This window comes from Micromonospora coxensis, from assembly GCF_900090295.1.
Taxonomy (GTDB): domain Bacteria; phylum Actinomycetota; class Actinomycetes; order Mycobacteriales; family Micromonosporaceae; genus Micromonospora; species Micromonospora coxensis.
The window spans coordinates 3,373,578-3,398,598 of the sequence record NZ_LT607753.1 but is presented as its reverse complement, the minus strand read 5'-3'; the positions used below and the strand labels follow the sequence as shown (position 1 = coordinate 3,398,598).

The following is a 25,021-nucleotide window of genomic DNA, read 5'->3' as shown; positions in this document are numbered from 1 at the left end:
CGTACCGGCCCTGGTCCTGTTCACTCCGGGCCGACCCGCTCGGGCCGGGCGGTGGCGGAGCCGAGCCAGGTGTGCGGGTTGCCGTACCAGCACCAGCCGAGCTTCGGCGCGCCCTGGCTGATCCAGAGCGCCGGCACCCGCTTGTCGCCGCAGCGGGAGCCGACCAGCGAGAAGCACTTGTTCTTCGCCAGCGCCACCGGGTGCAGCGTGACGAACGCCAGCCCCTCGTCGATGGTGAGCGGCTGCCGGCCCTGGCCGGTGATCACCTCCATCGCGGCGGCGGGGGCCAGGTTGAGCGTCTCCTCGCCCCGGTCCACGTCGAAGAGCAGGTACGCCGGCCCGGCCGGCACCTCCAGCTCCTTGATCGGGTCGAAGCGCGCCAGGTCACCCTCGGCGTAGTGCCGGTCGACGATGCCCGGCTTGCGCTTGCCGGCCAGCGTGGTCAGGGCGACCCGTTCCTCGACCGGCACCAGGTCCCGGGTGGTCACCAGCAGGAAGGGGACCCGGGCCTCGGTGGGCGGCGGCAGTTCGGCGGCGCCGTCGACGGCGGCGTCGCGCAGCGGCGCGACCAGGGCGCGGAAGGCGTCCTCGGTGCGCCCGGCGAGGGTGGGGTAACCGAGGTGGACGAGGGTGTCGACCTGACGGTCGAACTCGGCGGCGGCGTCGAATCGGTCGGGCAAGGGGCCTCCACTCAGTCGTACGGCCTGCCGTACAGCGTACGGTCGCCCCCGTCTATTCCCGGCACGCGGAAGAAATCTCAGCGACTCCAGTCCTGCTTCGCCGCCCGCACCAACTTGTCCTTCAGCTCCCGGGTGTGCCGCCGGCTCACCGGCAGCTCCGTCGAGTCGATCACCACCACGTAGCCGGAGTTGACCAGCCGCAGCTCGGCGATCAGCTTCAACTGCACCAGGTACGACCGGTGGATCCGCACGAACCCGGCGTCCGCCCACCGCTCGGCGAGCGTCGCCAGCGACACCCGGACCAGGTGCGAGCCCTCGGCGGTGTGCAGGCGCGCGTAGTCGCCCTGCGCCTCCACCCAGCGCACCGCCGAACGGGGCAGCATCCGGGTCGTCCCGGCCAGCTCGACCGGGATGGTCGGGTCCTCCTCCGCCCGGGCGAGGGCCGCCGGATGCGACGGGACCACCCGCGAGCCGATCACCCGACGCAGCGACTCGGCCAGCCGCTCGGCCCGGACCGGCTTGCGCACGTAGTCGGTGGCACCCAGGTCGAAGGCGTCCACCGCGCCGTCGTCGTACGCGGTGACGAAGACGATCGCCGGGGGCCGGGCGAAGCGGCGCAGCACCCGGGCCAGCTCCATGCCGTCCAGGCCGGGCATCCGGATGTCCAGGAAGACCACGTCCACGTCGGCGTCGCGGAGCACCCGCAGCGCCTCGGTGGCGTCGCCCGCCGTGTGCAGCCGGGCCACCCGGGGGTCCGCCCGCAGGTGGTACGCCAACTCGTCCAGCGCCGGCGGCTCGTCGTCCACCGCCAGCACCCGGAGGAACCCGGTCGAGGAGGTCACGAGCCCGCCCGTACGCCGGGGTGGAACTTCGGCACCCGCAGGCTCACCTTCGTACCCGAACCGGGGCCGGTCTCGACGACCAGGCCGAACCGGTCCCCGAAGACCGACCGGAGCCGCTCGTCGACGTTGGAGAGGCCGACGTGCTGGCCCGGGTCGTCGGCCGGGTCGCTGCCGGCGCGGGCCAGCTCGGCGATGCCCGCCGTCAGCGTGGCCGGATCCATGCCCACTCCGTCGTCCTCCACCGTGATGTGACACTCCGCGCCCGCGTCCCGGGCCTCGATGCTCACCATGCCGGTGCCGGGCTTGCGGGACAACCCGTGCCGGACGGCGTTCTCCACCAGCGGTTGGAGGCAGAGGAACGGCAGGGTCACCGGCAGCACCTCCGGCGCGATCTGCAACCGCACCTGCAACCGGTCGCCGAACCGGGCCCGCTCGATGGTCAGGTACCGGTCGATCGAGCGCAGCTCCTCGGCGAGCGTGGTGAACTCGCCGTGCGCCCGGAACGAGTACCGGGTGAACTCGGCGAACTCCAGGATCAGCTCGCGGGCCCGTTCCGGGTCGGTGCGGACGAACGAGCCGATCGCGGTCAGCGCGTTGTAGATGAAGTGCGGACTGATCTGGGCCCGTAGCGCGCGGACCTCGGCCCGGGCCAGCCGCTCCCGCGACGAGTCCAGCTCGGCCAGGGCGAGCTGGTCCCCGGCCCAGTGCGCGGTCTCCAGGGTGGCCTGCACCAGCCCCGGCGCGGGCGGGGCGTCGGCGACCGCGACCAGCGCCCCCACCACCCGCCCGTCGGCGCTGAGCGGGGCCAGTACCGCCCCGCGCACCGGGCAGTCCACCCGGTCGCAGCGCAGCTCCGACTCGCCGAGCACCGTCGACCGGCCCGCCTCCACCGTGCGCCGGGCCGCCGCGAGCAGTTGGTCGCCGTGGTGCGCGCCGCGCCCGTCGAGGGCGAGCAGCTCGTCGGCGTCCGTCAGGGCCAGCCCGGCCGCGCCCACCAGGGCCCGCAGATGGCGAACGGCCTTCGCCGCGCCCGCCGGGCTCAGCCCCGCCCGCAGCGGCTCGGCGGCCAGGCCGGCGGTGTGCAGCACCTCGTAGGTGGCCCGCTGGCTGGCCGTGGCGATGCCCCGCCGGCCGCGCAGCCGCAGCACCGCCCAGAGCGCCGCGGCCAGCGCGGTGACCAGCGAGACGACGCCGACGACGGCGGAGAGGTTGCCACCCACGCGGGAATCCTGACCCGTGGGTGGCCCGCTGCGCTAGTACGCGCCCTTGCGGGCCAGCACCACGCCCACCGTGCGCCACAGGATGCTCAGGTCGTACGCCAGCGACCAGTTGTCGACGTAGTACAGGTCCAGCCGGACCGCCTCGTCCCAGGACAGGTCGGAGCGGCCGGAGACCTGCCACAGCCCGGTCATGCCCGGCCGGACCAGCAGCCGGCGCCGTACGTCGCCCAGGAAGTCACCGTCGTCGGCGGGGAGCGGACGCGGCCCCACCAGCGACATCTCCCCCCAGAGCACGTTGATCAGCTGGGGCAGCTCGTCCAGCGACGAGGCGCGCAGGAAGCGGCCCACCGGGAAGACCCGGGGATCCTGCTTCATCTTGAAGAGCATGCCGTCGGTCTCGTTCTGGTCGACCAGGCCGGCCAGCCGCTCCTCGGCGTCGACGTACATGGTCCGGAACTTCCAGACCCGGAAGGTACGCCCCTCGTGGCCGACCCGGGGCTGCCGGAAGAAGACCGGGCCGGGGTCGGAGAGGCGGATGGCGATCGCGATGGCGACGAAGACCGGGATCAGCAGCAGCAGACCCAGGCCGGCGGCGACCCGGTCCATCAGGTTCTTGGCCAGCAGCGCCGGACCCGACAGGGTCGGCTCCTCGACGTACAGCAGCGGCAGGCCCTCGATGGGGCGGATGTGCACCCGGGGACCGGCGATGTCGGTGAGCTGCGGGGCGACCACCAGGTCGACGCCGGAGCCCTCCAGCTGCCAGGCCAGCCGGCGCAGCTCGCCCGGTTCCGCGCTGGCCGAGCCGCAGACCGCGATGGTGTCGCCACCGACCTCACGGACCAGGGCGAGCACGTCCCGGCCGGCGTACACCGGCACCGGGGTCTCGATGCCCCGGGCGGCGGCGTACCCGTCGGTGATGTGGATGGCCACCGGCACCAGACCGGCGCCCGGGTTGCGGGTGACCGCGGTGTAGACCTCCAGGCACTCCGGCAGGGTGCCGACCAGCACCATCCGGTGCCCGGCGTGGCCGGCCCGGCGGCGTACCGCGTGCAGGGTGAAGCGGGCGACCAACCGGCCGACGAGGATCAGCAGCAGCGCCCCGAGCAGGGCGAAGCCGACCGACCACCGGGACAGGTCGGTCTTGGTGGCGAAGGCGATGAAGGAGACCGTGGCGGCCACCGCCACCCCGCCCCGGATGACCCGCTTGAACTCGTCCGGGCCGAGCCCCAGGTAGCGTCGGTCGTAGGCGCGGTTGCCCCAGAGGATGACCACCCAGGCGACCGGCAGCAGCAGGAACGCCACGGTGTAGAAGAAGGTCGGGTCCTCCTGGGCGTTGTAGAAACCCGCCCGCGCCTGACCGAACGTCTCCTGGGCGAACCAGTCCGCCAGCACCACGGCGGCGAAGTCGAGCAGCAGGAGCGCCGCGGTGTACGGCCGGTGCCAACGGGACACCCGACGGCGGGCGCGAGCCCACGCCGACCGGGGCACGCCGTTGTGTGACGGCGGTGTCGGCGGCTGGATCTCGAAGCTGTCGACGTGCCGCACGAGTTTGCTCCGGCCTGTGTTGGTTACCGGGCGCTGGAGGCTTGTCGTCACCTCAACCCATGTCCTCCCGCATGCCACGCGCCGCTCACTCGCCGTGAGGGGCGCGGGTCGCCCACCGTTCCAGTCTCCCACGCGGGCGGTGGGCCGGACGCTGACCCGAGGGACATTGCGTCTGGTGTTGCCAGCGGGGATCCGGCCGGCTCCAGGTCATTTTCGAAGCCGGGGACCGAGCCACTATACCGATGGAACAGGGGTCCGGAAGAGTCGCGGACGGGCAGGTTCCACGCGGCCGGGACGATTCCTCTCCGTAATCGGGGAGTGTCGTCACTCACCGTACGAGGCGGGACAACCGACGGTCAGCGAGCGGCTTGCCGCCGGTCTGGCAGGTGGGGCAGTACTGGAGGCTGGAGTCCGCGAAGGAGACCTCGCGGACCGTGTCGCCGCAGACCGGACAGGGCAGCCCGGTCCGGGCGTGCACCTTCAGCCCGGAGCGCTTCTCACCCTTCAGCTCCGCCGCGCGCTGCCCCAGCGACCGGCGGACCGCGTCGCCGAGGACCGTCCGGGTCGCCGCGTGCAGGCTGGCGAGCTGGTCGTCGGTGAGCCGGTCGGTGATCGCGAACGGCGACAGCTTCGCCGCGTGCAGGATCTCGTCCGAGTACGCGTTGCCGACCCCGGCCAGCACCGTCTGGTCGGTCAGCACCCCCTTGACCTGGCCCCGGCGGCTGCGTATCCGCTCGGCGAAGGTGGCCAGGTCGGCGCCGAACGCGTCCGGGCCCAGCCTCGCCACCCCGGGCACCTGCGCCGGATCGGTCACCAGGTACACGGCCAGGCTGCGTTTGGTGCCCGCCTCGGTCAGGTCGAAGCCGGAGCCGTCGTCGAGGCGTACCCGCAGGGCGACCGGGCCCTTGCCGGGCCGCAGCGGGGTGGTCGAGGCGAACGCCTCGCGGTAGTGCAGCCAGCCCGCCCGGGCCAGGTGCACCACCAGGTGCAGGCCCTCGTCGAAGACCACGTCGAGGAACTTGCCGTGCCGCCGGGCGTCCACCACCGCCCGGCCCGACACCGCCGTGGGCGCCGGGTCGTACGTCTTCAGGGCGCTGATCGCGGCGACCTCGACCCGGTCGACGCGCCGCCCCACCGCGCGCTCACGCAGGTAACCCGCGAGCGCCTCCACCTCCGGTAGTTCGGGCACGCCCCAACGGTAGCCTTCTTTCCCGTACGCGCGGGGAACGCGCCTGCGAGTCCGTGCCGGCAGGGCGGACCCGTCGGCCGTCGGGCGCGCGGACCGGCCCGGTCGCGACGAGAGGCGAGCCCTGTGAAGATCGTGGTGGCGCACAACCGGTACCGGGAGGCCCAGCCCTCCGGCGAGAACACCATGGTCGACTCGGAGATCGCCCAGCTTGGCGCGGCCGGCGTGGAGGTGCTGCCGTTCATCCGTAGCTCCGACGAGATCCCGTCGATGTCGAAGGCGGCCAAGGCGCTGCTGCCGATCTCCCCGATCTGGGCCCCGCGCGCCCAGGAGGACCTGGGCCGTCTGCTCCGCGAGCACCGGCCGGACGTGCTGCACCTGCACAACCCGTACCCGCTGCTCTCGCCCTGGGTGGTGCGGACCGCGCACCGGCACGGCGTGCCGGTGGTGCAGACGGTGCACAACTACCGACAGGTCTGCTCCTCCGGGATCTACTTCCGCGACGGCGTCATCTGCCAGGACTGCAAGGGCCGGGCGCTGGGCGTGCCGGCGATCGTGCACAAGTGCTACCGGGGCTCGGCGGCGCAGAGCGCCCTGATGGCGACCACCCTGGCCGTGCACCGGGGCACCTGGCGGTCGGTGGACCGGTTCATCGCGCTGACCTCGGCGATCGCCGACCACCTGCGCGAGTACGGCGTCCCGGCCGACCGGATCGTGGTCAAGCCGAACTCGGTGCCCGACCCGGGTACCCCGGCCCCGCTCGGCGACGGCTTCCTCTACATGGCCCGGCTGACCCCGGAGAAGGGCCTCGACCTGCTGCTGGCGGCGTGGCGACGGCACCCGGTGGGGGCACTCGGCACGCTGCGCGTCGCCGGGGACGGCGAGCTGCGCCCGCTGGTCGAGGCGGCGGCCGCCGAGCGCCCCGACGTGGTCTACCTCGGCCAGCTCGACCGGGCCGGGGTGCGCGCCGCGGTCGAGGCGAGCGCGGTGGTGATCGCCGCCTCGATGTGGCACGACGTGCTGCCGACGGTGATCATCGAGGCGTTGGCCGCCGGCCGCCCGGTGCTCGGCACCGCGCTCGGCGGCATCCCGTACCTGGTCGGGGCGGACGCCCCGCACGAGCCGGCCGGCACCGGCCCGGCGGCGGTCGCCTCCGCCGTCGCCGGCCAGCTGCCACCGCCGGCCGGTCCGTCGGGCGTGCCGGCCGGGCTGGTCACCGGTGAGGCCGGCTGGGTGGTGCCGCCGGACCCGGCGGCGATGGCCGCCGCGCTCCCGGTCGCCCGGGCCGGCGCGCCCACGCTCGCGGCGGCGGCCCGCGCCCGCTACGAGCGCACCTTCCACCCCGACGTCGTCATCAAGCGCCACCTGGACATCTACGCCGCCCTAACCCCCCGCCCCCACCCCTGACCCCCCACCGCGCCGCGCCCCCATCCAGCGCGCGCACTTTCAGAGAAAGAGTGGCTATCGGAGCCCGAATAGGCACTCTTTCCCTGAAAGTGCACGTCCAGTGGGTGGGGGTGGGTGGGGCGGGTGGGGTGGGGGTCAGCGGAGGGAGGCGCGGGCGGAGAAGGCGATGCTGGCGAGCAGGAAGCCGCCGTTGACGACGGTGAACGCGACGACGACCCAGAAGGTGAGCGCGGGCGCGAGCATCAGCACCAGTGCCGCCACGAAGATCACCGCGCCGTAGTCGCGGACCAGCTTGACCAGGCGTACCGGCAGTGAGGTGGAGGTGACCATGCTGGCCGCGTTCGGGCCGGACTGCATCACCGAGGTCACCAGGTTGACCATCCAGGTGCCCGCGAAGACCGCCACCAGCCAGCTCGGCGTCCCGGGCCGCTGCGCCACCGCCGTCGCGCCGAGCGCGGCCACCAGGGCGATCTGGGCGGCCACGTCACAGAGCACGTCGACCCGCGCGCCGGCCGCGCTGCCCTGCCCGGTGACCCGGGCGAGCTGACCGTCGGCGCAGTCCAGGGCGTACGCCACCTGCCAGCCGACCAGGGCGGCGATCCCGACCACCCAGGCCGGCACGTCCCCGGCGGCGACCCGGTCGGCCAGCGCCACCACGGTCACCGAGGTGGCCAGGCCGAGCACCAGGTTGGTGATGGTCAGCGCGGTCGGGCGCAACCCGAGCCGCTGGGCGACCAGCGCGAAGACCGCGCCGATCCACTGGCTGACCGACTCGCTGAACAGGCCGCCGCCCCGGTTCACCCGGTGGAAGTCGGCGACGGTGGGACGGGGCTCAACCACAGTGGTCGCGGATTGCACCGGCGTAGTCTGCCAGCCGCTCCCGCGTCTCGGAAGGCGACATCGCCAGGTGCTCCAGGATGGTGTACCGGTCCGGCCGGGTGCTCGGCGCGAACTGCACCGCCTCGACGAACTGGTCGTCGGTCAGCCCGACCTCGACGGGCAGCCGGGGGAGCCCGTGCCGGGCCAGGCAGGCGGACATCTCCTCGAACCGGCGCCCGTCGCCGCGCAGGAAGGTGCAGAACAGCGCACCCAGCCCGGCGAGTTCCCCGTGCGAGGCGGTGTCCGGGTAGAGCGCGTCGATGGCGTGCATGATCTCGTGGCAGCCGCCGCTGGACGGGCGGCTGGTGCCGCAGACCGCCATCGCCAGGCCGCTGGAGATCAGCGCCTCGGCCAGCACGGTGACGAAGGCGTCGTCGTTCATGTCGCCCGGGTGGTTGAGCACCGCCTCGGCGCCGGCCCGGGCCAGCGAGGCGGCCAACCCGTCGACCGGCTCGCCGCGTACCCGGCGGGCCAGTTCCCAGTCGGCCAGGGCGCTGATGTTGCTCACCACGTCGCCGATGCCGGCCCGGTTGTGTCGCTCCGGACCGGCCTCCACGAAGTCCAGGTCCACGATCACCGCGATCGGGATGTGCACGCCGTAGGAGCCCTTGATGCCGTCGGTGATCAGGCTGGCCACCGGGGAGGCGATGCCGTCGTTGGCGAGCGCCGTCGCCACGCTCACCATGGGCAGCCCGCGCCGGGTGGCGGCGTACTTCGCCACGTCGATGGTCTTGCCGCCGCCGATGCCGACCACCGCGTCGTACGAGCGGGCGCGCAGCTTGCCGCCCAGCTCGTCGGCGGCGTCCAGGGTGCCGCCGGTGACGGTGAACACGTCCGCCGAGCGCAGCGACGGCCGGACCAGCTCGGCGATCTTCTCGCCCTGCCCGGGCCCGACCACCACCGCGACGTCCCCGCCGGCGGAGATCCGCCCGTCGGAGAGGATCGCGGCCAGGTCCGCCACCGCTCCCCGCCGCACGTCGATGTGCAGCGGGGTGAGGACGCTGCGGGCTAGTAGCGGCACGCGATCTCCCGGGCCCGGGCCAGGTCGTCGTGGTTGTCGACCTCGACCCAGGAGACGTCCCCGATGGGCGCCGCCCGCACCTCGCCACCCCGGTCGGCGAACTCCTGGTAGCCGTCCTCGTAGTAGAGGTTCGGGTCGCGCCGCCAGGTCGCCTCCAGGGCGTCGGCCAGGGCTTCGGCCACCTGCGGCTCGATCAGCGTCGCGCCGATGTACTCGCCGTACGCCTCGCCCGGGTCCATCAGCTTGGTGATCCGGGTGAGCTGGCCGGCGGCGTCGAAGGTGGTCTTCATCTCCTCGTCGGCCAGCGCCTTGATGGTGTCGACCGCCAGCAGGATGCCCGGGCCGCGCTCGGCCAGCAGGGTCTTCTCCACGCTCACCGGGTGCACGGTGTCGCCGTTGACCAGCAGCACGCCCCGGGAGAAGTGCTCCCGGGCCAGCCACAGCGAGTAGGCGTTGTTCCACTCCTCGGCCTTGTCGTTGTGCACGAGGGTGATCGTCACGCCGTAGCGCTCCTCCAGCTCCGCCTGGCGGGAGACGACCGCGTCGGCGGCGTACCCGACCACGATCACGATCTCGGTGAGTCCCACCTCGGCCAGGTTGCGCAGCGCGATGTCCAGGATGGTGGTGTCACCGTCCACCGGCACCAACGCCTTGGGCAGCGTGTCGGTGTACGGGCGCAGTCGGCGTCCCGCGCCGGCCGCCAGCACCATCCCGATCATGCGGGGTCCTCCCTCGTACGACTCCCAGGTCACCGTGGAGGATAGCCCCGCGTGACGGCCGGCCCGTCGCCAACCGGTTGATCAGCCGGGCAGGGCGGCCAGGTCGGCCAGCACGGCCAGCCGTTCCTCGGCGCTGAGCACCGCGTACGGGCCGGCGGCCCGCCGGTCGGTCTCCAGGTCGATCGCCCGGCGCTCCGGCCCCACCGGCAGCTCGCCGACGCTGGTGGCGGTGTGCCCGGCGGCGGTCCACGCCGCGGCGTGCGCGTCGGCCCGGTGGTAACGCAGCGTGCCGAGCCGGTTGAGCAGCAGCACCCCGGGCGGGGCGCCGTCCGGCTCGTACGGCGGGGCCACGGCGGCGAAGGCCGGTCCCGGGTCGGCGTCCGGCTCGTCGGCCAGCAGCAGCGCGTACGCGAGCAGCCGGCCGCACGCCTCGACCAGCCGCCGCACCCGGTCGTCGTGCCCGGCCCACAGCTCCTCGGTGACCTCGCCGTGCACCTGGTACATCTCGGTGAGGAAGTCGGCGCCGCGTTCGGTGGCGGCGAAGCCGCCGTCCGGCCGCCGGGTGATGGTGCCGTGCGCGACGTGCTTGTCCAGCATCCGCTGGCAGGTGGCCGGGTCCCGGTGCCGGGTGACGGCGGCGAAGCCGGCCCCGTCGACCGATCCGCCGGGCGCGGCGAGCCGGGTGCGGAACTCGACCAGGAAGCCGGTGGCCGCCGGTCCGCCGTACCGTTGGCTCAGCTCGGCGCCGCCGCCGTCGCGGCCGGCGAGCATGCCGGCGAGGAAGGTCCGCTCGACCGCCGGGGCGACCAGTCCGGCGAACCGGTGCGGCGGCAGGTCGACACCGGAGTTCACAGTCCGATCGACCGGGGCGCGGCGAAGGCCTGCCCCGGCTGCCCGTGGTCGAGGCCCTCGCCCGGTCCGAGACGGCCGGCGGACGGGGTCGTGGTGGCCGCCGATGCCACCCGAGGTGACGAGCCGACGACGTCCCGGGCAATGGGAGACAGGCGCCGCTCGGCGGGCCGGCGCTGGACGGAGAGGCGGCCGTCGTCGTCCACGATCAGCGCGCCGGCGCAGCGATTTGGCTCGGTGGGCACGTCACGACAGTAGCGAGCGGAAGCCGTCCGCGCCGATGACCGGTCTTGTCCTGATCTGCCGTGTGGGCCCACCATGTGGGGACCGGGTGCCGCCGTCCCAAAGGGGTGATGCGTGATGCAGGTTCGGGAAGCGATGTCCAAGCAGGTTCTCGTGGTCGGTCCGGAGCACACGCTCCGGCAGGCGGCCCGGATGATGTCGGCCCGCCGGGTCGGCTCGGCGGTGGTGATCGACCCCGACTCCGAAGGGGTCGGCATCATGACCGAACGCGACGTGCTCAACGCGATCGGTGCCGGGCAGGACTGCGACGTGGAGCGGGTCGCGGCGCATGTGAGCTGGGAGGTCGTCTACGCCGGTCCGGACTGGACGGTGGAGGAGGCGGCCGCGGCGATGGCCCGGGGCGGCTTCCGGCACCTGGTGGTGCTGGACGGCCGGGAGGTCGCCGGGGTGATCTCCGTACGCGACCTGATGCGGGTCTGGTCGCAGCAGCGCCTCACGGTCGGCTGACCGCCCGTTCGGGGCCGCCGGCGCGATCGCCGGACGGCCCCGAACCGGTGCGGACGAGGGTGCGGTCCACCGATCGTCTGCCCGCATGTTGAACTTGGCGTGTATGCCGGTCGGAGTCGCCGGGGCAGGCCCTAGGCTCGTGCGCATGACCGCCGAGCAGCTGATCTCGTTCGCCCGTGGAGCTCCCTCGCTGGACATCGTGGATGTCGAGGGTCTCAAGGCCGCCGCCGTCCGTGCCTTCGACGCCGATCCCGCCGGGGTGACCGCGTACGGCACCTCCGTCGGGTACCCGCCCCTCCGGAAGTGGATCGCCGAGAAGCACGGCGTCACCCCGGAGCAGGTGCTGATCACCAACGGCTCGCTCCAGGCGGACGCGTTCCTCTTCGACCACCTGGTCCGGCGCGGCGACGCGGTGGTCGTGGAGCGCCCGACGTACGACCGGACGCTGCTCAACCTGCAGAAGATGGGCGGCGAGGTGCACGGCGTCACGATCCAGCCGGACGGCCTGGACACCGCCGAGCTGCGCAAGCTGCTGGAGTCCGGGGTGCGGCCCCGGCTCGCGCACGTCATCCCGAACTACCAGAACCCGGCGGGCGTGACCCTCTCCCTGGAGAAGCGGCGCGAGCTGCTCGACCTGGCGGCCGAGTACGAGTTCACCATCTTCGAGGACGACCCGTACGCGGACATCCGGTTCCGGGGCGAGGCGCTGCCGTCGATGCTCTCGATGGACACCCGCGACGTCGTGGTGCACGCCTCCAGCTTCACCAAGACGGTCTGCCCGGGCGTCCGGGTCGGTTACCTGGTCGGGCCGGCGGACCTGATCGCCGACATCGCCAAGAAGGCGACCAACCTCTACATCTCGCCCGGCATGGTCTCCGAGGCGATCGTGCACCAGTTCTGCGTCTCCGGTGACATCCACCGCTCGATCGAGACGGTCTCGACCGCTCTCGGCGAGCGGGCCCGGGTGCTGGCCGAGTCGCTGCGCCGGCACATCCCGGAGGCCAGCTTCGTCGAGCCGGACGGCGGCTACTTCCTCTGGGTCGAGTTCCCGCAGGACGTGGACGTGGAGAAGCTGGCCCCGGCCGCCGCCGAGCGCGGCGTCGCGGTGGTGAAGGGGAGCGACTTCATGGTCGACGGCGGTCGGCACGCGCTGCGGCTGGCGTTCTCCGCCGTGACCGCGGACCGGATCGACGAGGGTGTCCGGCGGCTCGCGGAGGCCGTGGCCGCCGTTCGAGGCTGAACGTCCACCGGGTTTACGACAATCGCGTAACGACGGCCGGTCCGGGTCTGCCCCCGGGCCGGCCGTCGTCGCACAATGCTGCGAGCGTCGCTCACCTACCGGCCGCCGGTCCCCGGTGACCCGGCCGCCCTGGGAGACGACGCCCTCGACATCACCCCCGCCCCCACCGGGCGCCGGGTGGGTCGGGTCGCCCCCTCACCCCCCTGAACGCGGCCCGACCCACCCGGCCCCACCCCCTCGCCGCCCCACCCCCTCGCCCCCACCTTCGCGCTCTTGCAGTGGTGGTGGAGACATGTCGGGGAGCAAGGGGCGAACGGGTAACCACAACCGCAAGATCGCCCGCCGCCCGCCGCCCGCCGCCCGCCGCCCGCCGCCCGCCGCCCGCCGCCCGGTCGCCCGGTCGCCCGGCGGCGCGGTGGCCCGGTGGCCAGGTGGAGCCGGCCAGCCGGCCCGGTGGCCAGCCGGCCAGGCGGCGCGGCGGGCCGGGGTGGGTCAGGGCGGGCGGGGTGGACGTGGGCGGGGCGGCGTACCGTGCAGGACGGAGCGGGTGGGGAGGGGACAGGACATGGCGGAGCGGGGTGCGCGGGAGCGGTCGGCGACGCAGCAGGGCGCACGGGTGCTCAGCCCCCGCGCCTGGGCCGCGCCGGTGCGCGCGATGTCCCGCATCCTCAACGCCGACGGCTCCCCCCGTACCCCGACGCCGGCCGGACCGGGGCGCAGCGGCGTGGTGGACTGCGCCCTCTACGTCGGCGGGAGACGCCAGCCGGGTGAGTGGCACTACGCCGAGGCGCTGGAGGCCGCCCGCCGGGAGCGGGACGCCTTCGTCTGGCTCGGGCTGCACGAGCCGGAGCTGACCGAAATGTCCGCCATCGCCGAGACGTACGGCCTGCACGAGCTGGCCGTCGAGGACGCGGTCAAGGCGCAGCAGCGCCCCAAGCTGGAACGCTTCGGCGAGGTCAGCTTCCTGGTGCTGCGTACCGCCCGCTACTGCGAGCACGCGGAGCTGACCGAGAACTCCGAGGTGGTGGAGACCGGCCAGGTGATGCTCTTCATCGGGCCGGACTTCCTGATCAGCGTCCGGCACGGCGACGCCAGCCGGCTCGCGGCGGTCCGGGCCGACCTGGAGGCCAAGCGGGACCTGCTGCTGCACGGCCCGTGGGCCGTCGCGTACGCGGTCACCGACCGGGTGGTGGACCTCTACCTGGAGGTGGCCGACCGGCTGGAGGACGATCTCGACGTGCTGGAGGCGGACGTCTTCGCCCCGCAGGGCAGCGGCCGGATCCAGCGGATCTACCAGATGAAGCGGGAGCTGGTGGAGTTCAAGCGGGCGGTGGTGCCGCTGCAACGACCGCTGCTGACCCTGGTGGCCGAGGTCAACCGGGAGGTGCCCCGGGAGGTGCGCCGCTACTTCCGGGACGTGCAGGACCACCTCAGCCGTACCGTCGAGCAGGTCAACTCGTACGACGACCTGCTCAACTCGATCCTCCAGGCGCGGTTGGCGCAGGTCACCGTCGACCAGAACAACGACATGCGCAAGATCGCCGCGTGGGCGGCCATCGCCGCGGTCTGGACCGCGTTCGCCGGGGTCTACGGCATGAACTTCGAGAACATGCCCGAGCTGAAGTGGACGTACGGCTATCCGGGCGTGCTCGCCCTGATGCTCGCCATCTCGCTGGCCCTGTACCGCTGGTTCCGCCGCAACGGCTGGCTCTAGACGCCGCCCCGGCGCGACGTCGTCGGTCGGGTACGAGCGGGCGCGCGAACGCCGGCGGCGCGGGAGTCGCCTCCCGCGCCGCCGGCGATGCCGCTGGTCAGCGGCTGCTGGACTTGGCTGTGCCCTTGCCCAGCGCCTTCGACACGTCGTCCGCCGGACGCCCGGAGACGTCGGTCGCGCCCTCGGCGACCGAGGGGACCTTGTCGTTGGCGTGGATCACCGGCTGGGTGCCGGGGGTGGTGGTCGACGCGCTGTCCCCGCCGGCCACCGCCGAGCTGCCCGCACCGGTCGGGCCACCGGCCGTGCCGGCGCCGCTCGACATGGTCGAGGAGTCGGTCACCTTGCCACCGCTGGTCGAGGGGGTCTCGACCACGAGGGTGTCGACCTCGTCGCTGACCGTGTCGATGTTGCGGGTCGGGTCGTACTCGGCCCACTCCTGCTGCTCGCGGCGGCGGCGTACGGCCATCGCGCCGGCCATGCCGGCGACCGCGCCGGCGGCCAGCAGGCCGGTCATCAGGCCGCCCCGCGACTTCTTCTGCTTCTTCTTGGCGGCCTTCATGTTCTTCGCCTTCACCTTCTTGTGCACCGCGGACTGCTTGGCCGCGGCGGCCTTCTTCCCGGCGATCACCTTGCCCGCCTGCTCGGCCTGCGCCTTGCGCAGGGCGAGCACCAACGGCGCGACAGCCGCAGCCGTCGACGCGAAGCCGCTCGACGCCTTGTCCCGTACGACGATCGCGGTCGGCGCGACGGCGCCCCGGGCTGCCTGGACCCGCGGGCCGACCGTGGCGCCGGCACCCTTGGCCGCGTACGCCGCAGCCTGTCGAAGGTGACCGATGCCCTGGTTCAGCTCCACCTTCGCGAGCTGCCCCTGGGTCTTACGCCGCCCGATTCCAAACACGGTCCCACCTCCTGGGAGTTGTTCCTTCGTCATCCTCCACCTTCGGATGCCTCCGCACTGCCAGATCGGGCACATGGGAGGATCCGCATGGAACTGACCAACGAGTGAGGAGTACCCGTGGCCGAGGCTGTCTACGCCACCTTGCACACCAACGCTGGCCCGATCCGGCTGGAGCTCTTCCCCAACCACGCTCCGAAGACGGTCCGCAACTTCGTGGACCTGGCCGAGGGCAACAAGGAATACACCGACCCGCGTACGGGTCAGCCGGGCAGCGGGCCGTACTACGACGGCACCATCTCGCACCGGGTGATCAGCGGCTTCATGGTCCAGATGGGTGACCCGACCGGCACCGGCCGGGGTGGCCCGGGTTACAAGTTCGGCGACGAGTTCCACCCGGAGCTGCGCTTCGACCGTCCGTACCTGCTGGCGATGGCGAACGCCGGGCCGGGCACCAACGGCTCGCAGTTCTTCATCACCGTCGCGCCGACGCCGCACCTGAACAACCGGCACACCATCTTCGGCCAGGTCGCCGACGAGCAGTCGGCGAAGGTGGTGGACTCGATCGCGAACACCCCGACCGGTCCGAGCGACCGGCCGCTGCAGGACGTGGTGATCGAGCGGGTCGAGATCGAGCGCACCCCGGCCTGACCGGGGCGGCGAGGTACCTTTGCACGCATGACTGAACGCCCCGGCCAGGCAGGCGACGCCACCGGCGGGTCGGCACCGGCCACTCCGGTCTGCTACCGCCACGCTGACCGGGAGACGTACGTCCGGTGCACCCGCTGCGACCGGCCGATCTGTCCGGAGTGCATGCGGGACGCCTCCGTCGGCCACCAGTGCCCGGAGTGCGTGAACGAGGGACGCCGCAGCGTGCGGCCGGCGCGTACCGCCTTCGGTGGCGGTGCCGCCGGCCGTCGCGGCCTCGTCACCCGGACGCTGATCGCGCTGAACCTGCTGATGATGGTGCTCTCCGTCGCCAGCGACGGCGGCGGCGACTCGATGGCCGGCGGCGGGCTCGGTGGCCTGCTCGGTGGCGGCACCCCGCTGACCCAGTGGGGCGCGGTGCTCGCCGAGTGGCCGCCACAGTTCCCGGTGGAGGGCATCGTCACCGGCGAGTGGTACCGGCTGGTCACCGCGATGTTCCTGCACTACGGCCTGGTGCACCTGCTGTTGAACATGTGGGCGCTCTGGGTGCTGGGACGGGACCTGGAGGCGCTGCTCGGGCCGCTGCGCTTCCTCGCGCTCTACCTGGTCGCCGGGCTCGGCGGCAACGTGGCGGCGTACCTGTTCAGCAGCCCGAACTCCGCGTCGGCCGGCGCCTCCACCGCGATCTTCGGGCTCTTCGCCGCCGTCTTCGTGCTGATGCGCCGGCTGGGCCGGGACACCTCGGCGATCGTGCCGATCCTGGTGATCAACCTGATCTTCACCTTCACCGTGCCCGGCATCTCCATCCCCGGCCACGTCGGCGGTCTGGTCACCGGCGCGGCGATGGGCTGGGTGCTGGCGTACGCGCCCCGGATGCGGCGGTCGGTGTTCCAGTCGGTGGGCACCGCGATCATCCTGGTGGCGCTGCTCGGCCTGGCGCTCGTCCGGACGGCCGCGCTGACCGGTTGATCGCCGTCGGCCCGGCGAGCCTGCCGGGTCAGCCCGGTCGGGCCGCGCGGAGCGTCTCGGCCACCTCGTCGGGCGGGGCGTCCAGGTCGTACCGGCCGAAGAGGTGCAGCGACTCCCCGGCGTCGATCTCCAGCGTCTCGGCGGCCAGCCCGAAGCGGGTCCGCCGGTCGACCGTGATCGCCTCGACCGAGGCCCACGGCAGCCGCCGCCGGCCGGCGAACCCGCGTACGACGGTGAGGCCGTCCGGGTCGGCGGCGAGGCGTACCGGGACGAGCAGGTCACGCAGCGCCCAGGCGGCCAGCCCGGCGGCGGCCCCCAGCGCCAGCGCCAGTTGCACCAGGTCGCCCTCGTGCAGGAGCAGGCCGAGCCCGGCCAGCGCGACCGCGCCGACCAGCTTCACCGCGGGCAGGGCCGGTGGCACCCGCCACTGGTGGACCGGGGACGATGAGGGCTGCACGGGACCAGCATGCCAGCCCTGGGGAGGACGACCCACCGGTGCAGGACGTACGATCGAGGGCAGCCCAAGTTACCGGGGAGTAGTCATGAGTGACGCAGTCATCGTCGGCGCGGTACGCACCCCGGTCGGGCGGCGCAAGGGCAGCCTGGCCGCCGTGCACCCGGTCGACCTCTCGGCGCACGTGCTGCGCGCCCTCGCCGAGCGCACCGGGATCGACCCGGGCCAGGTGGACGACGTGGTCTGGGGCTGCGTCTCCCAGGTCGGCGAGCAGTCCTGGAACGTCGCCCGCAACGCGGTGCTCGCCGCCGGCTGGCCCGAGTCGGTCCCCGGCACCACGCTGGACCGGCAGTGCGGCTCCAGCCAGCAGGCGCTGCACTTCGCCGCCGCCACCGTGCTCTCCGGCCAGGCCGACCTGGTGGTCGCCGGTGGGGTCGAGTCGATGACCCGGGTGCCGATGGGCTCCAGCGTCGCCGACGGCATGCCCTTCAGCGACCAGATCCGCCAGCGGTACCGGGGTGTGGAGGGCTTCGCCGACGACCAGCCGCTGCCGTTCAACCAGGGCGTCGGGGCGGAGCTGATCGCCGCCCGCTGGCACTTCTCCCGTACCCAGCTCGACGAGTTCGCGCTCGCCAGCCACGAGAAGGCCGCCGCGGCGCAGGACGCCGGGGCGTTCGACCCGGAACTGGCCCCGGTGGCGCTCGCCGACGGCGGCAAGTTCGCCGCCGACGAGGGCATCCGGCGGGACACCACGCTGGAGAAGCTCGGCGAGCTGAAGACCCCGTTCCGGGCCGACGGCGTGGTCACCGCCGGCTCCGCGTCGCAGATCTCCGACGGGGCCGCCGCGCTCGCCGTCACCACGAGCGAGTGGGCCAGCCGGCACGGCCTGCGTCCGCTGGCGCGGGTGCACACCGCCGTGGTGGCCGCCGACGACCCGGTCGCCATGCTCACCGCGCCGATCCCGGCCACCGCCAAGGCGCTGCGCCGCGCGGGGCTGGGCATCGAGGAGATCGGCGTGTACGAGGTGAACGAGGCGTTCGCCCCGGTGCCGCTCGCCTGGCTGGCGGAGACCGAGGCCGACCCGGAGCGGCTCAACCCGCGCGGCGGCGCGATCGCCCTCGGCCACCCGCTCGGCGCCAGCGGCGCCCGGATCATGACCACCATGTTGGCGCACATGCGGGACAACGGCATCCGGTACGGCCTGCAGACCATGTGCGAGGGCGGCGGCATGGCCAACGCCACCATCGTCGAGCTGCTCTGAATTCGCTGGCCGCCGTGAGCGTGCCCCGCCTAGCCTGCGGACCGTGACGACTGCCCCCGCTCCCGACTGGTCGGACCCGCTGTGGCGCGACGGCGCGCTCGCCTGGATCGCCGACGCGCTCGGCCGGCACGGCCGCCGGGTCACCGGCCCGGTCGAGCCCCGGGTGCGCCCCTGGTCGCTGGTCTGGCGGGTGCCCACCGGCGCCGGGGACGCCTGGTTCAAGGCCAACAACCCGGGCACCCGGCACGAGGCGGCGCTGCTGGCGGAGCTGGCCCGGCTCGCCCCGGGCCAGGTGCTCGACCCGATCGCGCTCGACGTCCGCCGGGGCTGGTCGCTGCTCCCCGACGGCGGCCCGAGCCTGCGCGACACCGGGCAGCAGGACCTGTCGCACTGGGAGCGGCTGCTGCCCCGGTACGCCGCCCTCCAGCTCGCGGTCGCCCCGCACGTGCGCGCCCTGCTGGACGCCGGGGTGCCCGACCACCGGCCGCAGCGGCTGCCGGCGCTCTACGCCGAACTGCTCGACGACGACGCGGCGATGTTGCGCGGCTCGCCGGACGGGCTCACCGCCGAGTCGCACGAGCGGCTGCGGGCGTACCGGGACGAGTTCGCCGGGCTCTGCCGGCGGCTGGCCGAGTACGGCGTACCGGCCAGCGTCCAGCACGACGACCTGCACGACGGCAACGTCTTCGTGGCCGGTGACGGCTACCGCTTCTTCGACTGGGGCGACGCCTCCGTGGCCCACCCCTTCGGGACCCTGCTGGTGACGCTCCGCTCGGTGGCGTACGCCGCCGGGCTCGCGCCGGGCGACCCGGCGCTGCTGCGGCTGCGCGACGCCTACCTGGAGGCGTGGACCGACCGGCACGACCGGGCGAGCCTGCGCGAGGCGGCCACGGTGGCGATGCGGGTCACCGTGGTCAGCCGGTCGCTCTCCTGGCGGCGCGCCCTGGACACCCCGGACCCGGCCCGCGCCGAGTACGCCGCGGCGGTGCCGGGCTGGCTCGGCGAACTCTTCGAGCCGCTGCCGGCCTGACCGTCCGCCGCCCGGCTCGCGGATCCGCAAGCGCTACGACGTGCGTCCGGCCGGCTGGCGGGAGTCGGCCGGCGGCGACGTCCCGGCAGGTTCCGAACAGGACGCCGACGGGGTGGACAGCCTGTCGTGGGCCAGGCAGGATTGGCCCTCGGTCGGTGTTGAGCGCGTGTCCACGCCCGCTCCGCCGTCCGACGAACCTCACCAGAACGGGGAATCCGTGGCGATCAGCTCCACTCCGTCGGGCCTGCGCCGGGCCGCCCGCCGGCTGCTCACCGCCGCCGTGGCCGGGATGCTCCTGGCCGCCGCAGCGGTCCCGGCCACGGGCGCACCGGCCCAGGCGGCCGGCTACACCGGGCCGCATCCGGGCGACTTCACCGGGCTGGGCTTCGACGCCTGCACCGCGCCGTCGGACGCCGAGATGACCGCCTGGCTGCAGTCGCCGTACCGGGCGGTCGGCGTCTACATCGGTGGGGTGAACCGGGGCTGCGCCCAGCCCAACCTGACCCGGGAGTGGGTGGCGAGCCAGCAGGCGAAGGGCTGGCGGCTCTTTCCGCTCTACGTGGGACTCCAGGCGCCCTGCACGACCTACCTGCGGCGGATCGATCCGGCGCAGGCGGCGGCCCAGGGTCGGGCGGCGGCCGACGACGCGGCGACGAACGCCGGCAACCTCGGCATCGTCCCGCAGAGCACCCTCATCCTGGACATCGAGTACTACCCCGCGGGCGACTCCGCCTGCTCGGCCGCGGTGCTCTCGTTCAGCAGCGCGTACAGTGCCCGCCTGCACGAGCACGGCTACCTCTCCGGCCTCTACACCAGCAGCGGTGGGGGCGGCCTCGCCGACCACGTGGCCGCCTACGGCAGGCCCGGACACGTGTCTCCCGACCTGGTGGACGTCGCCAACTGGGACGGCGTGAAGACGGTGTCCGACCCCGCCATCCCGGCGACGTACTGGGTGAAGCGGCGGATGAAGCAGTACCAGGGCGACCACGACGAGACGTGGGGCGGCGTCACCATCAACATCGACAGCAACTACCTGGACCTCGCACCGACGCGGTACCGGTCGGGTGTGGTGACGCGGACCCGCTGAACCGAACCCTTCCGATGTCCACCCATGACGGAGCGGACGCCGACCGGGTGGGCAGCCCGGCGAGGCCGGGCCTGATCCCCCGGGCGGTGTGGAGCGCGTGTCCACCGCCGCTCCGCCGCCCGAACGACCTTCACCAGAACGGGGAACCCGTGACGATCACCTCCGCTCCGTCGGGTCTGCGCCGGGCCGCCCGCCGGCTGCTCACCGCCGCCGTGGCCGGGATGCTGCTGGCGACGGTGACGGTCGGCGCCGCGCCCCGGCCCGCCGCCGCGGCCGGGTACACCGGTCCGCACCCGGGCGCCTTCACCGGGCTCGGCTTCGACACCTGCGCCGCTCCCTCGGACGCCGCGATGACCGCGTGGTTGCAGTCGCCGTACCGGGCGGTCGGGATCTACATCGGCGGGGTCAACCGGGGCTGCGCCCAGGCGAACCTGACCCGGGACTGGGTGTCGAAGCAGCAGGCCAAGGGGTGGCGGTTCTTCCCGCTCTACGTCGGGCTCCAGGCGCCCTGCTCGACGTACAGCCGGCGGATCGACCCGGCCCAGGCGGCGGCCCAGGGGCGGGCGGCGGCCGACGACGCGGTGGCGAAGGCGCGCAACCTGGGGCTCGTCGCGCGCAGCACGATCATCCTGGACATGGAGCGCTACCCCGCGGGCGACGCGGCCTGCTCCACGGCGGTGCTGACGTTCAGCAGCGCCTGGACCGGCCGGCTGCACGACCACGGCTACCTGTCCGGCCTCTACACCAACGTCGCCTCCGCCGGCCTCGCCGACCACGTCGGCGCGTACGCGCAGCGCGGGCACGCCCGCCCCGACCTGCTGGACTTCGCCAACTGGGACGGCGTGAAGAGCACCACCGACTCCCGGATCCCGGCGTCGTACTGGCAGCCGAAGCAGCGGATGAAGCAGTACCAGGGTGACCACCACGAGACCTGGGGTGGCGTCCGGATCAACATCGACAGCAACTACCTCGACGTCGAACCGGTGAGCATCCGGTACGGCTCGGCCACGATCACGCGGAGCCGGCCCTGGGCGCGGGCGCTGTGGTCGGCGGTGACCCGGGCGGTCCGTTAGCGGGGACCTCCTCAAAGGCGTGGTCCCCGGACGTCGCACAGGCGGTGCGACAGGGGGCGTGGAACTTCCAAAATGTTGGTAGTGACCCACATCACCCCAGGTCACGGCTCGTTGGGCAGGGCATGGACGTCTTCTCGCGAACGTTCCTCCCGGCCGCCGCCGAGACCGGACTGGCGGTCCAGACGGCGAGCCGGCACATGCCGGTCTTCCGCCAGTGCGTCGGCTCCGGCGACGCCACCATCCTGGTCGCCCGGTGCAGCCGACCCGATCGGCCGGTCGCCGGTGAGTACCTGCTCCTGCTCACCCACCGCCGGATGGTGGTCACCCAGCAGACGCGGGTGCTGCACCGGCTCCGCCTGCACCTCAACACGGAGCTGCGCGAGCTGAGCAACGTCACCTGGAGCCCCGACCCGCGCTCCCAGTCCGTCGAACTGGCCGCCACCGCGATCGACGGGGTCCGCGAGCGGTTCGTCGTGCACACTCAGCACCCGAAGCAGGTCTGGCAGCTCGACACCCTGTTGCACCACGCCTTCCGGACCCGGCTGCGCCCGGCGAAGGAGCGGGTGGTCGCCACCATCGGCGAGACGCCGGCCACGGCCGATCCCGGCCTGCGCCCCGTACCGGCCGTCGACCGCATCCTTACCTGACCCGAACACCGCCGTACGCCGGAGGTGACCGCGGTCGGTCATCATGGGCCGGTGACCGCCGACGCCCCGCAGCGTGGGCTCGTCCTCGTCGTCGAGGACGAGCCGGCCATCGCCGACCTGGTCCGGCTCTACCTGACCCGGGAAGGCTTCGGCGTACACCTGGAGCGGGACGGCGCGGCCGGGCTGGCCGCCGCCCGCCGGCTCCGACCGGTGGCCTGCGTGCTGGACATCGCGCTGCCCGGCATGGCCGGCACCGAGATCTGTCGTCGGCTGCGCGAGACGGGCGACTGGACGCCCGTCATCTTCCTCACCGCCCGCGACGACGAGGTCGACCGGGTCGTCGGTCTGGAACTCGGCGCCGACGACTACGTCACCAAGCCGTTCAGCCCCCGCGAACTGGTCGCCCGGGTCCGCGCGGTACTGCGCCGCACCGGTGGCGCGCCCGAGGGGGCCGAGCGCCCGCGCACCGTCGGACCGGTCACCCTCGACCCGACCCGCCGCACGGTCACCGCCGGCGGCAGCCCGGTGCAGCTCACCTCCACCGAGTTCGACCTGCTCGCCCACCTGATGGCCCGCCCCGGCCGGGTGTTCACCCGGGAGGAGCTGCTGGCCGGCGTCTGGGGCTACGCCGCGCACAGCGGCACCCGCACGGTCGACGTGCACGTGGCCCAGGTCCGCGCCAAGCTCGGCGCGGCCAGCGTGATCCGGACCCACCGTGGCGTCGGGTACGCGGCCGATGCCTGAACCCGGCCCGTACCCGCACCCGCCCGCCGGTCCGCACCAGCCGCACGGGCCGACCGTCGCGTTGCCGGTGATCGCCCCCCGCCCGGCGCCGCCGCCCCGGCGCCGCCGCTTCGCCCACACGCTGACCGCCCGCGCCGTCCTCGTCACCTGCGCGGTGGCGCTGGTCTCCGTGCTGGTCACCGCCCTGGTCGCGGTCCCCCTCGCGGTACGCGGCGTGGAACGCCGGGACTCCGAGGCGCTCGCCGCCCAGGCCCGCCTCGCCGCCGACGTGCTCCGGGTCCGCCCCAGCCGTCAGCGCGACGCCGCCGGGGAGCGGCTGATCCGCCAGCTCCGCCAGCAGGAGATCGACGTGTACGTGGTGCAGGGCGGCGCGGTGGACCGCCCCGGCCTGCCCCGGCAGGTGGTGAACCGGATCGCCGCCGGCCGGGACGTCTCCGGACGTCGGCTGGTGAACGGCGAACGGGCGCTGGTCGAGGGGCGGGCCCTGCCCGGCGGGAGCGGTGTGGTGCTGACCCGGGCCACCACCGACGGCCCGTGGCGGCAGGTGCTCCGTAGCCTCTGGCTGCCGCTGCTCGCCGGGCTCGCCGCCGGGGTGGTGGCCGCGCTCCTGCTGGCCCGCCGGCTGGCCCGGCCGATCCGGCACGCCGCCACCGCCGCCGCCCGGCTGCGCGCGGGTGACCGGGCGGTGCGCGTACCGGTGGAGCCGCCGGACGAGGTGGCCGACCTGGCGCACGCGCTGAACGGGCTGGCCGCCGCGCTGGCCACCAGCGAGGGCCGGCAGCGGGAGTTCCTGCTCTCCGTCTCGCACGAGCTGCGCACCCCGCTGACCGCGATCCGCGGGTACGCCGAGGCGCTCGCCGACGGGGTGGTCGGTCCGGACGAGGCCCCCGGCACCGGCCGCACCATGCTCGCCGAGGCCGAACACCTCGACCGGCTGGTCAGCGACCTGCTCGCGTTGGCCCGGCTGGAGGCGGCGGACTTCCCGCTGGAACCGGTGCCGGTCGACCTCGTCCGGTTGGCCGTCGACGCCGAGCGCACCTGGTCCGACCGGTGCGCGGCGGTCGGCGTCCCGTTCCGGGTGGAGGTGCCGGACGCGCCGGTGCCCGCGTACACCGACCCGGGGCGGATCCGGCAGGTCGTCGACGGGCTGCTGGAGAACGCGCTGCGGGTCGTACCGCCGGGGGCGCCGGTGGTGCTCGCGGTCCGGCCGGCCGGTCCGACCCCGGCGGCCGGCGGGTTCGTGGAGGTCCGCGACGGCGGACCCGGCTTCACCGACGACGACCTGGCGGTGGCCTTCGAGCGCGGCGCGCTGCACCAGCGGTACCGGGGGGTGCGCAAGGTGGGCAGCGGGCTGGGGCTGGCGCTCGCCGCCGGACTGGTCCGCCGCCTGGGCGGACAGATCGTCGCCGGGCACGCCGCCGAGGGCGGGGCGGCGTTCACCGTCCGGCTGCCCGGTGATCCTTACCCGACCCGAACATCGGTCTGACCCTGCGCCCATCCGGACGCGCGACGCTGGGCACACCACGGACGAGAGGGAGACCCCCATGGCACGTCAGAGATTCGCCGTCGGCACCACGTCGCTGCTCGCGGCGATCGCGCTGGGTGTCGCCGGCTGCGGTCCGGCCTCGGTCACGCCGGACGCCCCGGCCGCCGCCGCGGTCGACGTGGCCGCCGCGCTGGGCGTCGAGGGCCAGGCGCTCGCCGCGCTCGGCTTCGACCCGGCCGAGCTGGACGTTCAGGCGGCCGCGCCCACGCCGTCGTCGTCGGCCGCCCCGGCGGAGCAGACCCGTGGCGAGCGGGCCGAGGAGTGGCGCAAGCGGCGGCAGGCCCGGGTGCTGCTGCGGAAGAACACCCTGCACGGCGAGGCCGTCGTGCAGACGAAGGACGGCGGGACGAAGACCGTCGTGGTGCAGCGCGGCCAGGTCACCGCGATCGACGGCGACTCGGTGACCGTGAAGTCCGCCGACGGCTTCACGCTGACCTGGACCCTCGGCGACAAGCTGCGGGTGGTCGAGCGGCGGACCACCATCCGGTCCACCGACATCGCGGTCGGCACGACGGTCGGCGTCGCCGGGGCGAAGGACGGCGACGCCAGCGTCGCGCGGCTGATCGTGGTCCCGCTGAAGCAGAAGTGAGCGCGCGGCCCGCCGGACACCCGGCG

General features: G+C 73.9%; 26 protein-coding genes. 14 read left to right on the top strand and 12 right to left on the bottom strand.

The genetic code is table 11. The features are described 5' to 3' along the window. Positions 1 to 20: 20 nt before the first annotated feature. From GA0070614_RS15355 to GA0070614_RS15335, 5 genes are all read right to left on the bottom strand, one after another. Complete coding sequence (locus tag GA0070614_RS15355; protein WP_231933294.1) at positions 21 to 680, bottom strand: DUF5701 family protein; 660 nt, start codon at positions 678 to 680, stop codon at positions 21 to 23. 77 nt (positions 681 to 757) lie between these two features. After that, entirely contained in the window at positions 758 to 1,522 is a 765-nt protein-coding gene (locus tag GA0070614_RS15350) for a LytR/AlgR family response regulator transcription factor (protein ID WP_088976599.1), read from the bottom strand. Further along, positions 1,519 to 2,742, bottom strand: a complete 1,224-nt coding sequence (locus GA0070614_RS15345) for a sensor histidine kinase (protein ID WP_088976598.1) — start codon at positions 2,740 to 2,742, stop codon at positions 1,519 to 1,521. The genes GA0070614_RS15350 and GA0070614_RS15345 overlap by 4 nt, the downstream gene beginning before the upstream one ends. A gap of 33 nt (positions 2,743 to 2,775) precedes the next feature. Continuing rightward, a complete protein-coding gene (locus GA0070614_RS15340; protein ID WP_088976597.1) occupies positions 2,776 to 4,287 on the bottom strand; it encodes a sugar transferase in 1,512 nt (503 codons plus the stop codon). Between the two features lie 328 nt (positions 4,288 to 4,615). After that, positions 4,616 to 5,476 (bottom strand): Fpg/Nei family DNA glycosylase, encoded by an 861-nt coding sequence (locus GA0070614_RS15335; RefSeq protein WP_088976596.1) that lies wholly within the window; start codon positions 5,474 to 5,476, stop codon positions 4,616 to 4,618. A 123-nt stretch (positions 5,477 to 5,599) separates the two neighbouring features. On the opposite strand from GA0070614_RS15335, the gene GA0070614_RS15330 reads away from it, so the two are divergent. Then, the gene (locus tag GA0070614_RS15330) at positions 5,600 to 6,880 is read left to right on the top strand and encodes a glycosyltransferase family 4 protein (protein ID WP_088976595.1); all 1,281 of its coding nucleotides are present in this window, start codon (positions 5,600 to 5,602) and stop codon (positions 6,878 to 6,880) included. A gap of 135 nt (positions 6,881 to 7,015) precedes the next feature. On the opposite strand, the gene GA0070614_RS15325 is transcribed toward GA0070614_RS15330, so the two are convergent. The 5 genes from GA0070614_RS15325 to GA0070614_RS31150 form a co-directional block, all read right to left on the bottom strand. Next, the gene (locus GA0070614_RS15325; RefSeq protein ID WP_088976594.1) at positions 7,016 to 7,738 is read right to left on the bottom strand and encodes a CDP-alcohol phosphatidyltransferase family protein; all 723 of its coding nucleotides are present in this window, start codon (positions 7,736 to 7,738) and stop codon (positions 7,016 to 7,018) included. Next, positions 7,713 to 8,780: an iron-containing alcohol dehydrogenase family protein gene (locus GA0070614_RS15320; protein ID WP_088976593.1), complete on the bottom strand. Its 1,068-nt coding sequence runs from the start codon at positions 8,778 to 8,780 to the stop codon at positions 7,713 to 7,715. The genes GA0070614_RS15325 and GA0070614_RS15320 overlap by 26 nt, the downstream gene beginning before the upstream one ends. Further along, on the bottom strand, positions 8,768 to 9,499 hold the full coding sequence (locus GA0070614_RS15315; protein WP_088976592.1) for a phosphocholine cytidylyltransferase family protein: 732 nt from the start codon (positions 9,497 to 9,499) through the stop codon (positions 8,768 to 8,770). Before GA0070614_RS15315 ends, GA0070614_RS15320 begins: the two co-directional genes overlap by 13 nt. 81 nt (positions 9,500 to 9,580) lie before the next feature. Next, entirely contained in the window at positions 9,581 to 10,351 is a 771-nt protein-coding gene (locus GA0070614_RS15310) for a helix-turn-helix domain-containing protein (RefSeq protein WP_088976591.1), read from the bottom strand. Further along, positions 10,348 to 10,593 (bottom strand): hypothetical protein, encoded by a 246-nt coding sequence (locus GA0070614_RS31150; RefSeq protein ID WP_231933293.1) that lies wholly within the window; start codon positions 10,591 to 10,593, stop codon positions 10,348 to 10,350. The genes GA0070614_RS15310 and GA0070614_RS31150 overlap by 4 nt, the downstream gene beginning before the upstream one ends. A gap of 115 nt (positions 10,594 to 10,708) precedes the next feature. On the opposite strand from GA0070614_RS31150, the gene GA0070614_RS15300 reads away from it, so the two are divergent. The 3 genes from GA0070614_RS15300 to corA all read left to right on the top strand — a co-directional run bounded on the left by GA0070614_RS15300 (position 10,709) and on the right by corA (position 14,052). Beyond that, a complete protein-coding gene (locus GA0070614_RS15300) occupies positions 10,709 to 11,098 on the top strand; it encodes a CBS domain-containing protein (protein WP_088976590.1) in 390 nt (129 codons plus the stop codon). 145 nt (positions 11,099 to 11,243) lie between these two features. Continuing rightward, the gene (locus GA0070614_RS15295) at positions 11,244 to 12,338 is read left to right on the top strand and encodes an aminotransferase-like domain-containing protein (RefSeq protein WP_088976589.1); all 1,095 of its coding nucleotides are present in this window, start codon (positions 11,244 to 11,246) and stop codon (positions 12,336 to 12,338) included. A gap of 565 nt (positions 12,339 to 12,903) precedes the next feature. Continuing rightward, a complete protein-coding gene (gene corA, locus GA0070614_RS15290) occupies positions 12,904 to 14,052 on the top strand; it encodes a magnesium/cobalt transporter CorA (RefSeq protein ID WP_088976588.1) in 1,149 nt (382 codons plus the stop codon). A 97-nt stretch (positions 14,053 to 14,149) separates the two neighbouring features. On the opposite strand, the gene GA0070614_RS15285 is transcribed toward corA, so the two are convergent. Next, positions 14,150 to 14,983: a hypothetical protein gene (locus tag GA0070614_RS15285; RefSeq protein WP_088976587.1), complete on the bottom strand. Its 834-nt coding sequence runs from the start codon at positions 14,981 to 14,983 to the stop codon at positions 14,150 to 14,152. A gap of 84 nt (positions 14,984 to 15,067) precedes the next feature. Here GA0070614_RS15285 and GA0070614_RS15280 point away from each other — a divergent pair, with 84 nt between their 5' ends. Continuing rightward, positions 15,068 to 15,598 carry a peptidylprolyl isomerase gene (locus GA0070614_RS15280; RefSeq protein ID WP_088976586.1) on the top strand — a complete coding sequence of 177 codons (531 nt, stop codon included), beginning with the start codon at positions 15,068 to 15,070 and terminating at the stop codon, positions 15,596 to 15,598. 27 nt (positions 15,599 to 15,625) lie between these two features. After that, entirely contained in the window at positions 15,626 to 16,564 is a 939-nt protein-coding gene (locus GA0070614_RS15275; protein WP_088976585.1) for a rhomboid family intramembrane serine protease, read from the top strand. A gap of 28 nt (positions 16,565 to 16,592) precedes the next feature. Here GA0070614_RS15275 and GA0070614_RS15270 read toward each other — a convergent pair whose 3' ends face one another. Then, complete coding sequence (locus GA0070614_RS15270; RefSeq protein WP_088976584.1) at positions 16,593 to 17,021, bottom strand: PH domain-containing protein; 429 nt, start codon at positions 17,019 to 17,021, stop codon at positions 16,593 to 16,595. A gap of 85 nt (positions 17,022 to 17,106) precedes the next feature. On the opposite strand from GA0070614_RS15270, the gene GA0070614_RS15265 reads away from it, so the two are divergent. From GA0070614_RS15265 to GA0070614_RS15230, 8 genes are all read left to right on the top strand, one after another. Then, positions 17,107 to 18,279 carry a thiolase family protein gene (locus tag GA0070614_RS15265; protein WP_088976583.1) on the top strand — a complete coding sequence of 391 codons (1,173 nt, stop codon included), beginning with the start codon at positions 17,107 to 17,109 and terminating at the stop codon, positions 18,277 to 18,279. Positions 18,280 to 18,322: 43 nt separating this feature from the next. Further along, entirely contained in the window at positions 18,323 to 19,309 is a 987-nt protein-coding gene (locus tag GA0070614_RS15260) for a phosphotransferase (protein ID WP_231933641.1), read from the top strand. 217 nt (positions 19,310 to 19,526) lie between these two features. Beyond that, complete coding sequence (locus tag GA0070614_RS15255; RefSeq protein WP_088976581.1) at positions 19,527 to 20,396, top strand: DUF1906 domain-containing protein; 870 nt, start codon at positions 19,527 to 19,529, stop codon at positions 20,394 to 20,396. Positions 20,397 to 20,545: 149 nt separating this feature from the next. Continuing rightward, on the top strand, positions 20,546 to 21,469 hold the full coding sequence (locus GA0070614_RS15250; RefSeq protein ID WP_157745008.1) for a DUF1906 domain-containing protein: 924 nt from the start codon (positions 20,546 to 20,548) through the stop codon (positions 21,467 to 21,469). Positions 21,470 to 21,591: 122 nt separating this feature from the next. Then, a complete protein-coding gene (locus tag GA0070614_RS15245; RefSeq protein WP_088976579.1) occupies positions 21,592 to 22,116 on the top strand; it encodes a hypothetical protein in 525 nt (174 codons plus the stop codon). A gap of 51 nt (positions 22,117 to 22,167) precedes the next feature. Continuing rightward, entirely contained in the window at positions 22,168 to 22,860 is a 693-nt protein-coding gene (locus GA0070614_RS15240; protein WP_088976578.1) for a response regulator transcription factor, read from the top strand. Then, on the top strand, positions 22,853 to 24,346 hold the full coding sequence (locus tag GA0070614_RS15235) for a sensor histidine kinase (RefSeq protein ID WP_088979449.1): 1,494 nt from the start codon (positions 22,853 to 22,855) through the stop codon (positions 24,344 to 24,346). The genes GA0070614_RS15240 and GA0070614_RS15235 overlap by 8 nt, the downstream gene beginning before the upstream one ends. A gap of 58 nt (positions 24,347 to 24,404) precedes the next feature. Then, positions 24,405 to 24,995, top strand: coding sequence for a hypothetical protein (locus GA0070614_RS15230; protein WP_088976577.1), 591 nt, complete (start codon positions 24,405 to 24,407; stop codon positions 24,993 to 24,995). Positions 24,996 to 25,021 lie beyond the last annotated feature (26 nt).